The organism is uncultured Parasphingorhabdus sp. (genome assembly GCF_963677535.2).
Taxonomy (GTDB): Bacteria; Pseudomonadota; Alphaproteobacteria; order Sphingomonadales; family Sphingomonadaceae; genus Parasphingorhabdus.
In genome coordinates this window covers 1,008,571-1,022,297 of the sequence record NZ_CAXXUT010000003.1, presented here as the reverse complement: position 1 = coordinate 1,022,297, position 13,727 = coordinate 1,008,571, and the positions used below count along the sequence as shown (strand labels likewise).

The following is a 13,727-nucleotide window of genomic DNA, read 5'->3' as shown; positions in this document are numbered from 1 at the left end:
AGTTCATCTTGCTTGGATCAGCGCATTGATCATCGTTCAACTATCGTCTTTTTCACCATAGCTATGCCCGTAACCATAGCCATAACCATAGCCGTAGGTCTGATTGCGGTCATCCAGCTTGGTTACAATAGCACCGAATATGCGGGCACCACTGGTTTCGAGCCTGCTCAGAGCCTGCTGGATCGTCCGGATCTTGCCGCTATTGGCCTCGACCACGAAAACGACGCCATCGGCGACCGATGCAATCTCGAGTGCATCCGCCAGTCCCAGGACGGGCGGGCTATCGATGATGACATGATCATATCTGGTGCCCAGCTGTTCGAGCAGTGACTGCAGCCGCGTTCCGGCCAGCAATTCCCCCGGATTGGGTGGTTTCCGGCCACTGGGTAGAATATCGAACGGGTGCGAATCCAGCGAAACGATGCTTTTCGCGAAATCGTCATTCCCGGCCAGAAAGCCGCTCAATCCCACGCCCGGCTGGGGCACATTTTCAAAGATTTCGTGCAGGCCGGAATTGCGCAAATCGGCATCCATATACAATACCCGCTTGCCCAGATGGCCGAAGCTTTCGGCAACGGCAACCGCGGTGAGGGTCTTGCCTTCATCTGGCCGCGTACTGGTGAACATGATCGTACCGGGCGCGCCCTTGTCCGTCAGGAAATTCAGATTCGTCCGTGTTGCCTGATAGGCTTCGTTCAGTTCGGATTTCTTGTCCTCGAGCTGCTCATTGATAGCGTCTTCCGGAATCAGCGGAATGAGGCCCAGAACAGGCAGATCGAGAACCCGCTTCACATCGGCCGGGTTGCGGATACTCTGATCCATGGTTTCTCGGAGGATTACCAGAGCGCCACTGGCGAAGGCACCGAACAGGAAGGCCAGAAGCAGATTGCGTGTCAGAGACGGCTCGTAGGGACTCCGCGCTATTTCGGCCTTGTCGACCATGACCATGTTGTTCTTGCCCGCGCCGACAACACCGACTTCCTTGAACCGTTGCAGAAGCGCATCATAAAGTTGACGGTTCGTATCGACTTCGCGTTTCAATATTCCGTACCGGACACCCTGCCCCTGCTGCCCCAGATAACCGGATTTGGCGCGATCAAATGCTCTTTGCAAGGCCTGCTCCTGGAGCAGAGCTTTCTGCAAGTTCGCCTGCAATTCTCTGGATATGTCTTGCGATGCCCCCTGCATCGAGGATTTCAGGGACGCCTCTTCCGCCTCCAGAGCGACGATCTGCGGATAAGAGGGACCGAATTGTGATTTCAGGCTGGCAAGCTTGGCCTGCACCTCGGACAACCGGGATTTCAGCACAGCCGATGTGCCGCCGGTTCCGGCTGCCGCCGCGCTCGCCCGCAAGGCGCTTTCGGCCTCGATCCGCGCCGCGGTTGCGCGCGCCAGATCTCCGCTCAAGGCGGAGAGTTCCGATGAAGCCAAAGTCTGACCACCACCAGCGGATCCATCCTCTGAAGTGATTGGCGCGATATTCACGATCTCGTTTGCATTGGCATAGTCGATCAGTTCCTGTTCGGACCGTTCGAGCTTTTCCCGCATTTCCGAAATCTGGTCGCCAAGAAACTTCTGGGCCTGGGCATTGGAGCCGAATCTTTTGTCATAATTCATGCCCAGAAATTCTTGCGCCCAGAGATTGGCGATTTGAGCGGAAAGTTGCGCATCCGGGCTGGAAAAGCTGATATCGACCAGGTTCGAGAATTCGATTGGCTGAATGGAAATATCCGCGAGCAAAATATTGGCCGCGGCGGTGTCCGAGACTCCCTTTTCCCCCAGTCCGAAAGCTTCCTGAAACTTCTTGTCGCGAGTCAGATTACCGGCGCTGACAACCCGGTTGGCGAGGCTGCGGGACTGGAGAAGCTCATATTGGGTGGCAAAATACTGCCGGTCTTTCGAGATATTCTGCAGTTCGACGTCGCCGATATTGGTCACATCGGACTCGATCTGGCTGATCTCGATCCGCGCCGTCGACCGGTACAGAGGCGTCTGCAAGAGCGTCATGATCAAGCCGACCACGAGCGAAAAGACAATGATGCCGAGAATCACATAGCGCAGGTTGATGGCCTGCTGCCAGAAACGCTCCAGATCGTGGAGGCTTATAGAATCCGGCGCTTCCGCTTCAAATGGGTCACGTTCACCGGCTGATCTCGCAGTTTGGAGGTTCGTTGCCATTAATCAATCAACCTATCATCTTACTCTGTCGATCAGAACAGCAGTATTTGTTAGAAGCGGAACATATGCCAGCAGACCCTGCAGGAAACGTTTTGAAGGGGAATCGCCCACGGCAATTACGTCATTCGGATATATAGCGGGATCCGGGTAGTTTCCCCGCTGGATCGCGGTAAGATTATAGACACCGATATATTTCTGACCGTCTACCGTCCGCGACACCAGCACTTCCTGAGACTTCGCATAGTCCGAGAGGCCGCCGGCATTATAGACCGCGCGCAGCAAAGTGGGCGAGTTGGAGGATGTATAGGTTCCCGGTTTTTTCACTTCACCGCCGATCGAAACGGTCAACTCCGGCAATTTGGTCGGTCGAACGGTGACTTGCGGATTGAGAATATATTGCCCGCGCAATTTATCCTCGAGCACATCCTCGACTCCCGAAGGTGTCAATCCCTCTGTTTCGACCTGGCCGATCAAAGGAAAATTCAGCCGGCCCTGTTCATCCGGCAGATAGGTTCCGGACAGCAACTCCGATCCGAAAACAGCTATTTCCAGAGTTTCAAGCGGGCGGACCTGATAAGGCGACCCGGCAGTGCTGGCGGGAAGCTCTTCCAATGTGGTCAGCTCGATATCACTCGACATACCGATCGGTGCGGTTGCGCAGGCACTTAGCAGAGCCCCCGATATCGCTAAAATGAACAATTGTTTCAATTGGATTTTCATTTCCACTCTCTAATCCACACAACGGAATTCAGCCGTAAACAGCAATTTGCGATTAGGCAACCTCGATCCATCGCTATTTCCGAACGGGTGATGAACCTGCGTTCTCCGGAGCCAATGAACCGGGGGATTCTTCGGCCAGACAAGGGCCGGAAACGAGGGTGGATCATGGATCCCTGATGAAGCCGAGAGCTTCCGGATTGCGCCGCGCTGCAAGCAGCAGAGCCACGATCCAGACAGCGACCGCACTGAATAAAGGCGTTCGCAGGGGATAGTCGACCAGACTGGCGACCCCCAATATGGTCATGATGCCGAACCAGAAAAACAGATGCGCGCGATTACTTGCGGTCAGGACAAACAGTTTCAGAACAGCAGCAAAATAGAAGAGGATTCCGGCAATCGCCAGCACCGCTACCGGCGCGCCCCCCTCGATGATCATCTGCAGCCAGTCATTATGCGCCTGATTGAAATAGCTGGGCATCAGCAATTCGTTCGGTTCATGAATGAAATAGGCCTTGTCGAACGTGCCAAAGCCGGTGCCGAACGGCCAATAGGTGCCGATCATTTCCAGCAGCGTCGGCATCGCGCTCGTCCGCAGGTTCGACATATTGTCAGCTTCGATCAGACGGGTGACAGCCGGGACGCGATCCGAGGCAAAGAACAGCAGAATCAGCGTCAGGCTGAACGCCACAATGGCAACCGAACCGATGATCGATGCGACTTTCCGGCTCTGCTTCATGCCGGGTCCCTTGGCACCCGCGGGCCTGAGATTATACAGGACCAGACCGAGGAAAAGCGCTATGCCGCCACATAGAAATCCGGCACGCGACCCGTTCAGGATCGACGACAGGAAGATCAGCAGATAGATGGTGACCAGGACCATGTTGGTATATTTCCTGTCGAGGCGGAAAAAGCGCCAGTTTTGCGAATAGATATAGCTGATGATCAGCAGCGCCACTGCCGAGAATACGCTGGAGTGATTGCGATTGGCGAAGAAACCGACGGCCTCTGTTGCATTGGTGAATTCATAGAAATAGAGCGGACCGCCGCTGGGACCGAGGATCTGCAGGATACCCAGCAGCGAATTGCCGAGAGCAATGACAATGACCAGCGCGAGGAAGTCCTTTTTCCGCCGGTTCGGATAGCGATGAAATAACAGAAGGGCCGCTAGCGGGACGATCAGCGCGGCCAGCGAATTGGCCGTTCGCGAAGGCGAAAAGGACAGCGGACGCGACAGGCCCGTCTGTCCGCCGGCCGCATCAAGCTTGGCGATCAGCGCCCGGCCCGGCAATTCGGACCATATTTGATAGGGCAAGGGTATGAGCTGGATGATCATCCAGACGGCCAGCACCGCCAGCCCCGCGTAAAGCGGCGCAAGCCCCTGAACCTTTTGTCCGCCCGCGCGACTCGCTCCAAGCTGATACAAAGCATAGCCGGCCACCAGGCAAGCGGCCGGCCGCAGCACTATCAGCTGCACCGCATCGCCGCGAACGCTGCCACCCAACAGGCAGATGGCAGTGATAAAAGCCCCCAGCACCAGCAGCAAAGCGCGGTCGGCAATCCCGCCTTTCGGAGCTATATTTCTGCTTTTTCTGTTATTCATCATGGCCCAAATATTGTGAACTGCAATCGCGATGGCGTGCGGAATTGATGATCGGGCGGGAACGGATAGTCAATGCAATTCATGTCGCATCGCGTGGCCGGCCCGCTTGAAACCAAGCCATCAGGCCATCAGCACGGTATGACGCGCAAACTTCCGGCAGCGCTCCACAAAAGAAGGAACCGGACGAATGCAGGGACCGGCACTATTCATGCGAACGGCCTGCTGCTCGATCACGCCGGTTTGGCCGCTTCAGCCTTGAAAGCGAGCGCAGGCGCGGCGTGCCTTAGCTCAGGCGGCGGTGGCGCTCCAATGGCCACCGCCAGATCAAAAGCATCCACCCATGCAGCCCCGGGCCTAGTAAATGGTGAAATCAAAAATACGTGCCGTGAGCGCGCCTCCCGCGGCGCCACCGTTCAAGGCGTAGATAAAACCATATTCACCCTGCTCGAGAACTTCCTGGGCGACAACCTTGTAGACGCCGGGCCGGACAATCTCATAATCAAACTGGTGCTGATCCTTGTCCATCACACCGACTTTCGTACCACCGATATTCATGCTGCCGACCCGCGCTTCGCGGCGTCCCTTTTTCTGTTTGAGCTTGATCAGCGTGAACTCGTTGGGAGAGTTGATTGTCTGGGCCGAACCGGATTGCCAGCTACTGGCCTGAACCACAGTGTCCGGATTGGATTCGTCAAAAAACATATAGAAAACAGGCGTCTGTGAATCTGTTCCCGCACGAGCCGTCTCATTGGGAATGGACGCCTTAACGCTCATCGACGCGAGGCCGCCGGTAATTGCGTAGCCCAATATACCACCGGTTTTGGCCTGATTGGAAATGGTAGAATCGATCCGCACCATTCTGGCGGCTTCCCCGGTCTCGTCCAGCAGGTACACGCCCGCCGGATGCGGGACCATGGGATCTGGCGAATCCGGCGCCATCGCCGGCGCACTCGCCTTGTTGCTTTCCTGCGCCTCGATCATCGCCGCGATAACGGCGCTCGAAACACCCTGGTTTTTCAGACTCACCATGGAATCGATCGACAGGTCATATTCGGAATCCGAAGTGCGGATTTTCGCGACAATGGCTTCATCGCCCAGGCCGAGGCCAATCATCGACAGCACCGTATCGTTGCTCAAGGTCTCTGCCATGGCAGGCACGGCAGTTAGGAGCGCCAGAATGGGCACCACAAGTTTCATTTTCACTGAATATTTCCCCCTTTTTATGTTTCATTATAATAATTTATCGGCGAGGCAAGAAGAAATAATGCGCGGTTCCGCTGCACGCGTTAAACGGTCTTGATGCCATTGCGCTTCATCGGCACCGGTTGACCGAGCGGCAAGCAAGCAGCACGAAGCGCTTCCACACCAACTGACAAAAAGCGGGCGAAGAAGTCAGCGATGGTCCGGAATGGGCGAGTGCGGAACACGGAGTTCGCTTGCTTTCAATCTTGCCCCGATTAAATATCGGCCTTCGGTACATGGACGCAGATCACATGACTTGCCGCCGTGCTGGCCATTGTAAAACAAGGAAGCGAAAATGAAAAGTTCAGACAGGAGAGATCAAATCGTCAAAGACAACAAACTGACCTATGAAAAACCCGCGCTGATTGTTTTTTCAGATATGCGCGATGGAACTGAGGGAAAATATTACGACGACCCGTCTGAGACCTCCAGTTATGGGCCGAGCTGAACCCGCCGCTGGTTAATGTGTTGCCCCGAGACCACTGCCAGGCGCGCGAAAAAGAATCTGTAACAACGTTATCGCTGCGGATTGACAGCTGGAAAATTGAGATTCCCCCCTATCTATGCGCGCCTATTGGTTGCGGCAAACCTCTCCTGTGCCGTGGGGTTGGTTCTCCCGCCCCCACACATCTGGCCTGCAACCGGAGCCAGCAGCCCCCGCGATGTCGGAATTAATCCTCGACGTGCTGCCGTCGCTGTCAGCCCGGCCATATTTCTTTTTCACATATTATTACCCGCACAGTGGTCGGGCTAGCAGGGAACGGCAAGCGACGGCGCGTGACACGAACGTCGCCATTTCCAAAGGCCTAAGCTAAGGAATTGGCATTTTCAGCAATGATAGAAACAGGGGAGTGGAGGACACGGAGGGATTCGAACCCTCGAAGCCCGTAAAGGCTTGTCTCCTTAGCAAGGAGGTGGTTTCAGCCGCTCACCCACGTGTCCACGCAGTTTGGCTTGAAAAAGCGCTATAACGGCGGATAGCACTGGCTGCAACGGGAAAATTGGCCCCTTTGGATTCCTGCCGGAAAAAATCCGGAACCGGTGAAAGCAGGGCTGGGGGGACTCGGATCGCCGCAGAATCGAGTCCGTTCGTCGTCCGTTCATTGCGTGGTCATAGTCGACGGCCGAGAGCCTGTATTCGGCTGGTAACCGGAAGGAGTTTGCCCATGTTACGGTTATGCTTGAAGAAATCATTGGGTCTATTTGCCATATTGGCTCTCGCCGGTGCACCGGCGCTGTCGCCCGCATCTGCCCAGGTCGAAACTGTCGATCCGAATGACGTAATCGATGCCGATCTGGCCGCACCCGATTATGACGGGAATTTTGAACCCGACAGCTCCCGGTCGGCCACCGTGGAGGATGCGCCACTGGATAGCGACCTCAATGCCGACATTATCGCCCCCTCCAGTTCGGCTGCAACCGGGGCTCAAGGCGGCGATAGCATCGGTGCAGCGATCGAGGACAGCAACACCTATCAGGACGATGACCTGATTGGCGCGGCCGAAGGCGTGTTCGGCAAGGGTGCAAAAGGCCTCGCCGAGGTGATCGAGGATATTCTCAAGAAGCAGGGCCGGCCCAATGCCTATATTGCGGGACGGGAAGCCAGCGGCGCTTTTGTCGTCGGATTGCGCTACGGTTCGGGCAAGCTCTATCACAAGGTCGAGGGCGAACGCCCGGTCTACTGGACCGGACCGTCCATCGGCTTTGATGTTGGCGGCAATGCCGCAAACACCTTCGTGCTGGTCTATAATCTCTATGACACCGAAGAACTTTATCAGCGCTTCCCGGCGGGCGAAGGCGCGGCCTATTTCATCGGCGGCTTCCACGTCAGCTATTTGCGTAGCGGTGACAAGGTTCTGATTCCGGTGCGACTCGGCGCGGGCCTGCGGCTTGGCGCCAATGTCGGCTATATGAAATTCAGCAAGAAGCAGAAATGGCTGCCGTTCTGACCGGCTCACCGCCAACAGCCTGAGCGATACGGCCCGGCACGCCATCCCCTTCCCGCGGGGCCGCGACCGTCACGGGCGGGTTGCGATTTTGCTCAACCCCGCGACCGGACCTTTTCCATTCTCGCCAGATAGCGGGCCAATATATCAATCTCCAGATTAACCGCGCGGCCGGGCTCGAGCTCGCCGAGCGTCGTCACCTGTGCGGTGTGGGGAATGATATTGAGCGTGAACAATGCGCCCTCATCATCGTCGGCAACCGCGTTAACGGTCAGCGAGACGCCGTCGACCGTGATCGATCCCTTGGCGGCGACGAACGGCGCCAGTTCTTTCGACACCCGGATCACGACTTCCCGCGAATCGCCGGCGGCGTTGCTCGAGGAGACGGTACCGACGCCGTCGACATGGCCGGTCACAATATGCCCGCCCAGTTCGTCTCCGACTTTCAGCGCCCGCTCCAGATTGAGTCTCCGCCCGGCGACAAACTGGCCCTGCGCGGTGCACGAAAGGGTCTCGCCCGATACGTCGACGGCGAACCAGTCCGGCCCCTTGTCAACCACCGTCAGGCAGACACCGGAACAGGCGATTGATGCCCCCATATCGACATCGTCCATAGCATAGCCGCACCGGACCACCACGCGCAGATCCCCGCGCTGGTCGACCGATTCAATGGTACCGATGTCTGAAACAATGCCTGTGAACATGCGCGATCCTATTTGCTGTGTCTATTTGCGACAAACCCGGCGGAACCTAGGCGGCGCGATCATATATCTCAAGCATATCCTGCCCGAGTTCGCGCCGGTCGGTACGCCGCCACTGGCCATGCGCCTCACCCAGTTTTTCCAGCCCGATATCGCCGATGCAGGGCAGGCCGCCACCGATGATGATCGGGGCTCGATAGAGCAGCAGCCGGTCGACAAGCCCGCCGCAAGAAAGGAGGTGGCGGTTTGTGCGCCGCCCTCGACCAGCAGCCAGTTGATATCGGCCAGACCGGCAATCGCGGCCGGCTCGTTCAGCTGTAGCCAGTGCTCCGGCTTATCCTTGTCATTGCCAAGAACGACCGGTTGCGGCGATCGATCGGCCAGCCCGTCAAGCCGGACATCCAGCCCGGGCCGGTCCGCTCTGGCGGTGCCGGCGCCGACCAGGATCGCATCGCTGCGCGCTCGTTCAAGATGGGCATGCGCCCGTGCCCGATCGCCAGTGATCCACTGGCTGGAGCCGTCGGCCATCGCGATGCAGCCGTCTAGTGACATCGCAAGCTTGAGCGTGACAAAGGGACGACCATTCTCGACCCGGCACAGGAATCCCGCCATCGCGCGGCGCGCTTCCGGTTCTCTAATACCAACCGAAACTGGAATGCCAGCTTCACCTAGCCGGTCAATGCCGCGGCGTCTCGTCCGCTCATCGGCGTCGAGGGTGGCGACGATCACCCGTTTCGGTCTGGCCTCGATGATCACATTGCTGCAGGTCGGACCGCGAGTACTTTCATGCGCACAGGGTTCCATCGTGACAAAGATATCCGCGCCCCGGGCGGCGGTTCCGGCTTCGGCCAGCGCCATCGCCTCGGCATGCGGACGACCACCCTGCTGGGTCCAGCCGCGACCTACGACGACGCCCTTTTTGACGATGACGCAGCCGACATTGGGATTGGCACCGGTCCGGCCACGTCCCCGCTCCGACAGAGCCAGTGCAACAGCCATGAAATGTGCGTCGCCGGGGGGGGTCAGCATTGCAGACCGGCCGGGCGATCGACTTCAACCTCACCTCGCGCCAGACGTTCGGCTTCGATATCTGCCTCGATCGCCTCGACATCCATGCCGGACATCCGGCCCAGCTCCTTCATGGATTCGCGCCGTTTGGCTGCCAGCTTGTCCTTCAGACACTGGACCTGCCAGCGGTCCTGCAGAATTTCCTCGTCGGTGCGATCATGTGTCCAGTTTTCGACATAAACGACCTCCTGCGGTACATAAGTGTAGGTATTTACCTTGGGATCGAGCCAGAAAAGGAACAGTATAAACGAGGTGCAGGCAATCGCCATCACCGCGGGAAGCAGACGCTCCCCCGGTTCACTCTGGCGAAAAACGGCGACTAGATCACCAAAACCGCCGGTAACGGATACATCTTTCAACATTCCCATGGCGTTCAGATAGTGCGGCGACGGCCGGATGACCAGCCCTTCCCGCAAATTTGCCGCGGGAAAGCGCTGGTCGACCGGCTGGCCCGCAGATCAACTGTTGATTTCAAAGCGGACTTTCAGGGTTATCCAGCTTTCAAAAGGCTTGCCATCTCTGGTTTCCGGGGTGAAGCGCCATTTGCTCAGCGCCTGTCTGCGCGTAGCTTCCCAGAAATCCTCATGCGGCGCATCGATCAGTTCGATCTGCTTGACCCGGCCGTCCGTCCCGACCAGTACCCGGACGCTGACTTCGCCCTCCCGCTCCAGCCGCAACTGGCCCGGCGGATAGGCAGGCTGGAACCGGTCCGCATAGCGAGTGTTAAGCCGTGCGCCGACAATCACCGGATCGGGTTTGAGGGTGATGGTTTCCAGGGGTATTGCCATGCCTTCTCCTACCGAGGCGCTGGCCAGGCTGGTCGTTGCATATTGATCTTTTGGAATCGGCGGCAAGTCGGTTATCCGGGGTTCTGGTGCGGTTTTCCGTACAGGCGCCGCTGTTCTGACGTCTGGCTTCACTTCTTCGACCACCGGTTCTGGAGTCGGCTGCACTCTCACGGGGATAGCCAGGATCGTGCCTTCGAATCTATCCGGCACCACGATCGCCGGCATCGCGATCACCGCCGCGACGATCGCCGCATGCACGGCGCCGGTCATTATCAGGCCTTTCGAACGCGGAGTTTTATTTTCATATACAGATACATAGCTCATGATACTGTCCTCTCAACCATCCTCAACATGGCGGAGCGGCTCCGTGCCTTTTCGACTATCACACCGCAGCGCCGATTGTAATGTTATACTATTACATCGTGCAAAGCAATCAGGGGTGGGTGCAGCCGCAAATCCAGCTATAGAAAATCATGTTAACTTATTGATATTAATAGTCTTTTTAGCGCTTCTTCGCGGCCAATCAGCGGCAGCAAAACATTCATGTCGGGGCCATGATCCAGTCCCGTCAGAGCTTGCCGCAGCGGCATGAACAGCGGCTTGCCCTTGCGGCCCGTCGCTTCCTTTAGCGTGCCGGTCAGCTCTTTCCACAAGCCGGAAGATGCTTCCAGTTCTTCCAGCTCTCTATGGGCGACCGACAGAAATTCACGGTCTTCCGGCGAAAATTCTGGCGGCGCAACTGGACCGGTCACCACCTGCCACCACTTGTCGACATCGCCCATATCATGCAGGTTCGGCCGGATCACCGCCCAGCCGTCAGCATCCATGGACTCCGGCAGCCGGTCCTTCACATCCGCATAGTCCAGCAGATGAACAATCTTCTGGTTGAGCTGCGCCAGTTCCTCGTCGTCAAACCGCGCCGGTGCCCGGCCAAAGCGGGCAAAGTCGAAGGTCGCGATCAGCTGCTCGACGTCGGCAATCGGTTCCACCGGATCGCTGGTCCCGATACGGGCGAGCAAGGCAACGATCGCTTGTGGCTCGATATGCTTCTCGCGAAAGCCGCTGACGCCGAGCGAGCCGAGCCGCTTGGACAGCTTGCCTTCGGTCCCGACCAGCAGGGCTTCATGGGCGAATTCCGGGGGTTTTGCGCCAAGTGCTTCAAACATCTGTATCTGCACCGCGGTGTTGGCAACATGATCCTCGCCACGCACAACGTGGCTGATCTCCATCTCGATATCGTCTATCGCCGAGGGCAGCATATAGAGCCAGCTGCCATCCTCGCGCAGGATGACCGGATCGGACAACAGGGCCGGATCGAAATTCTGATCACCCCTTATCAGGTCGGGCCAGACGATCGGATTTTCGTGATCCAGCTTGAAGCGCCAGTGCGGCTTGCGCCCCTCGGCTTCAAAGGCGGCAATCTGGTCTGGCGTCAGGTCGAGCGCGGCCCGGTCATAGATCGGCGGCTTGCCCCGGCCGAGCTGGATCTTGCGCTTCAGGTCCAGTTCCTGCGCCGTCTCATAGGCCGGATAGACCCGGCCATCGGCCTTCAGCTTCGCCAGATGCTCTTCATAACGGTCAAAGCGGGCAGACTGACGCTGCTCTTCGTCAGCGGTCAGACCGAGCCATGCCAGATCGGCCCGGATCGCCTCGACATATTCCTCTTTCGATCGCTCGCCGTCGGTATCGTCGAGTCGCAACAGAAAGGTTCCGCCCTGTTTCTTCGCGAACATCCAGTTGTGCAGTGCCGTCCGGATATTGCCGACATGGAGGTGGCCCGTGGGTGACGGAGCAAAGCGGGTCTTTATGGTCATACGGTCCTGAATGCGTTGGTAATCGGATAGCGCCGGTCACGGCCGAAGTTTCTGGTGCCCAGCTTGACTCCGGGAGGCGCCTGGCGGCGCTTATATTCGGCGATATAGAGCAGCCGCTCGATCCGCACCACCGTTTCGCGGTCAAACCCGCGCGCGACCATGTCGTTGACCGACAATTCTTCCTCGATCAGCCCGTGCAGCAGCGGATCGAGAATCTCGTAATCCGGCAGACTGTCGCTGTCTTTCTGGTCTTCCCGCAATTCCGCGCTTGGCGGTTTGGTGATGACCGTTTCCGGCATCACCGGCCCGTCGGGACCGAGACCGAGGCTCGGCTTGTTGCGGTTGCGCCAGGAGGACAGTTTGAAGACGGTCAGCTTGTAAGCGTCCTTGAGCACCGAATAGCCACCCGCCATATCGCCATAGATGGTGGCATAGCCGACGCTCATCTCGCTCTTGTTGCCGGTGGTCAGCAGCATATGGCCGAACTTGTTCGACAGTGCCATCAGCGTCACGCCGCGGATCCGCGACTGGATATTCTCTTCGGTAATATCGACATTGCTGTCGGCGAAACTGTCCTCGAGCATCGCGTCAAAGCCTTCAACCGCCGGGTTGATCGGAATGGTGTCCAGCCTGGTACCCAGCATTTCGGCACAACCCGCCGCGTCATCCAGGCTTTCCTGCGAGGTGAAGCGCGAGGGCATCATGACATTCCAGACCCGGTCCGCGCCCAGGGCATCGACGGCTACCGCAGCCGACAGGGCGCTGTCGATCCCGCCCGACAGTCCGAGCAACACGCCCGGAAACCGGTTCCGGTTCACATAGTCGCGCAAGCCGACAATCATCGCGTTGTAGATATCGGCCGGATGATCATCCAGTTGATGGATATCTCCCGGCGCACAGGTCCATTCGCCGTCTTCCCGCGACCAGTGGGTATCGACGATCGCTTCGTCCCAGTCCGGCAACTGGTGCATCACGCTCGCATCGCCATTGAGCACGAAACTGGCACCATCGAAGACAATCTCGTCCTGTCCGCCGACCCGGTTCAGGAACAACAGCGGTATAGCCGTTTCCCGTACCCGCTTCGTCGCCACCTGTCCCAGACGCTTGTCGTCCTTCTCGATCTCGTACGGACTGCCGTGCACGGAAATAAACAGCTCGGCACCCTGCGCCTTGAGATGCTCGCACACGGTCGGAAACCAGACATCCTCGCAGATCGGCAATCCGATCCTGCAGCCTTTGAATTGAATAGGTTCCGGCAGCGGGCCGGAGGTGAAGAGCCGCTTTTCATCAAATGTGCCGTAATTCGGCAATTCGACCTTGTAGCGGATGTCCCTGACATGCCCGCCTTCGAGCAGGGCAATGCCATTATAAAGCCGGTCATCCTCGCGAAACACCGATCCGACCAGCATCGCCGGTCCCGGCCCCGCAGTCGCCGCGGCCAGCCGGTTGAGTTCCGCCTCCGCCCGCTCCCAAACCGCCGGCTTCAGCACCAGATCTTCCGGCGGATAGCCGATCAGCTGCAATTCGGGAAAGACAATCAGATCGCTATCCGGCTTGCTGCCGTGCGCCGCAATCATCGCATCGGCATTGCCGCGCAGATCGCCGACACTCTGAGTCAGTTGCGCCATGGTGATGATAAGCTTGTCGGTCATCGGGCCCTGATAGAAAGG

The 13,727-nt window shown here is 58.0% G+C and carries 11 protein-coding genes, 1 tRNA gene and 1 pseudogene; 2 read left to right on the top strand and 11 right to left on the bottom strand.

The window, feature by feature from the left end:
- Window positions 1–36 precede the first annotated feature (36 nt).
- The 4 genes from ACHZCJ_RS11830 to ACHZCJ_RS11815 all read right to left on the bottom strand — a co-directional run bounded on the left by ACHZCJ_RS11830 (window position 37) and on the right by ACHZCJ_RS11815 (window position 5,695).
- On the bottom strand, window positions 37–2,178 hold the full coding sequence (locus ACHZCJ_RS11830; protein ID WP_159647012.1) for a polysaccharide biosynthesis tyrosine autokinase: 2,142 nt from the start codon (window positions 2,176–2,178) through the stop codon (window positions 37–39).
- A 15-nt stretch (window positions 2,179–2,193) separates the two neighbouring features.
- Window positions 2,194–2,898, bottom strand: a complete 705-nt coding sequence (locus ACHZCJ_RS11825; protein WP_321326634.1) for a polysaccharide biosynthesis/export family protein — start codon at window positions 2,896–2,898, stop codon at window positions 2,194–2,196.
- Between the two features lie 163 nt (window positions 2,899–3,061).
- Window positions 3,062–4,501, bottom strand: coding sequence for an O-antigen ligase family protein (locus ACHZCJ_RS11820; RefSeq protein WP_394700111.1), 1,440 nt, complete (start codon window positions 4,499–4,501; stop codon window positions 3,062–3,064).
- A 351-nt stretch (window positions 4,502–4,852) separates the two neighbouring features.
- Complete coding sequence (locus ACHZCJ_RS11815) at window positions 4,853–5,695, bottom strand: hypothetical protein (RefSeq protein WP_159648049.1); 843 nt, start codon at window positions 5,693–5,695, stop codon at window positions 4,853–4,855.
- Window positions 5,696–6,035: 340 nt separating this feature from the next.
- Between ACHZCJ_RS11815 and ACHZCJ_RS11810 the strand changes: the two genes are divergently transcribed.
- On the top strand, window positions 6,036–6,188 hold the full coding sequence (locus tag ACHZCJ_RS11810) for a hypothetical protein (RefSeq protein ID WP_321326630.1): 153 nt from the start codon (window positions 6,036–6,038) through the stop codon (window positions 6,186–6,188).
- A 404-nt stretch (window positions 6,189–6,592) separates the two neighbouring features.
- Here the strand turns inward: ACHZCJ_RS11810 and ACHZCJ_RS11805 are convergent.
- Window positions 6,593–6,682, bottom strand: a tRNA-Ser gene (locus ACHZCJ_RS11805).
- Window positions 6,683–6,906: 224 nt separating this feature from the next.
- On the opposite strand from ACHZCJ_RS11805, the gene ACHZCJ_RS11800 reads away from it, so the two are divergent.
- Window positions 6,907–7,689 carry a DUF1134 domain-containing protein gene (locus ACHZCJ_RS11800; RefSeq protein WP_159647004.1) on the top strand — a complete coding sequence of 261 codons (783 nt, stop codon included), beginning with the start codon at window positions 6,907–6,909 and terminating at the stop codon, window positions 7,687–7,689.
- 92 nt (window positions 7,690–7,781) lie between these two features.
- On the opposite strand, the gene ACHZCJ_RS11795 is transcribed toward ACHZCJ_RS11800, so the two are convergent.
- From ACHZCJ_RS11795 to ACHZCJ_RS11770, 6 genes and pseudogenes are all read right to left on the bottom strand, one after another.
- Window positions 7,782–8,390, bottom strand: a complete 609-nt coding sequence (locus ACHZCJ_RS11795) for a riboflavin synthase (protein WP_321326628.1) — start codon at window positions 8,388–8,390, stop codon at window positions 7,782–7,784.
- A gap of 46 nt (window positions 8,391–8,436) precedes the next feature.
- Window positions 8,437–9,386: pseudogene (ribD, locus tag ACHZCJ_RS11790) on the bottom strand (bifunctional diaminohydroxyphosphoribosylaminopyrimidine deaminase/5-amino-6-(5-phosphoribosylamino)uracil reductase RibD).
- A gap of 23 nt (window positions 9,387–9,409) precedes the next feature.
- Complete coding sequence (locus ACHZCJ_RS11785; protein WP_159646998.1) at window positions 9,410–9,817, bottom strand: hypothetical protein; 408 nt, start codon at window positions 9,815–9,817, stop codon at window positions 9,410–9,412.
- A 96-nt stretch (window positions 9,818–9,913) separates the two neighbouring features.
- A complete protein-coding gene (locus tag ACHZCJ_RS11780; protein WP_321326624.1) occupies window positions 9,914–10,567 on the bottom strand; it encodes a TonB family protein in 654 nt (217 codons plus the stop codon).
- Window positions 10,568–10,719: 152 nt separating this feature from the next.
- A complete protein-coding gene (gene gltX / locus ACHZCJ_RS11775; protein WP_321326622.1) occupies window positions 10,720–12,057 on the bottom strand; it encodes a glutamate--tRNA ligase in 1,338 nt (445 codons plus the stop codon).
- Entirely contained in the window at window positions 12,054–13,709 is a 1,656-nt protein-coding gene (locus ACHZCJ_RS11770; protein ID WP_321326620.1) for an NAD+ synthase, read from the bottom strand. Before ACHZCJ_RS11770 ends, gltX begins: the two co-directional genes overlap by 4 nt.
- Window positions 13,710–13,727 lie beyond the last annotated feature (18 nt).

What these genes read in the sequence shown, in the direction of transcription:
- ACHZCJ_RS11810 (WP_321326630.1), top strand. Translation starts at nt 6,036, where the DNA reads ATGAAAAGTTCAGACAGGAGAGATCAAATCGTCAAAGACAACAAACTG.
- ACHZCJ_RS11770 (WP_321326620.1), bottom strand. Translation starts at nt 13,709, where the DNA reads ATGACCGACAAGCTTATCATCACCATGGCGCAACTGACTCAGAGTGTC.
- ACHZCJ_RS11820 (WP_394700111.1), bottom strand. Translation starts at nt 4,501, where the DNA reads ATGATGAATAACAGAAAAAGCAGAAATATAGCTCCGAAAGGCGGGATT.
- ACHZCJ_RS11800 (WP_159647004.1), top strand. Translation starts at nt 6,907, where the DNA reads ATGTTACGGTTATGCTTGAAGAAATCATTGGGTCTATTTGCCATATTG.
- ACHZCJ_RS11830 (WP_159647012.1), bottom strand. Translation starts at nt 2,178, where the DNA reads ATGGCAACGAACCTCCAAACTGCGAGATCAGCCGGTGAACGTGACCCA.
- ACHZCJ_RS11825 (WP_321326634.1), bottom strand. Translation starts at nt 2,898, where the DNA reads ATGAAAATCCAATTGAAACAATTGTTCATTTTAGCGATATCGGGGGCT.
- ACHZCJ_RS11780 (WP_321326624.1), bottom strand. Translation starts at nt 10,567, where the DNA reads ATGAGCTATGTATCTGTATATGAAAATAAAACTCCGCGTTCGAAAGGC.
- ACHZCJ_RS11815 (WP_159648049.1), bottom strand. Translation starts at nt 5,695, where the DNA reads ATGAAACTTGTGGTGCCCATTCTGGCGCTCCTAACTGCCGTGCCTGCC.
- ACHZCJ_RS11795 (WP_321326628.1), bottom strand. Translation starts at nt 8,390, where the DNA reads ATGTTCACAGGCATTGTTTCAGACATCGGTACCATTGAATCGGTCGAC.
- ACHZCJ_RS11785 (WP_159646998.1), bottom strand. Translation starts at nt 9,817, where the DNA reads ATGTTGAAAGATGTATCCGTTACCGGCGGTTTTGGTGATCTAGTCGCC.
- gltX (WP_321326622.1), bottom strand. Translation starts at nt 12,057, where the DNA reads ATGACCATAAAGACCCGCTTTGCTCCGTCACCCACGGGCCACCTCCAT.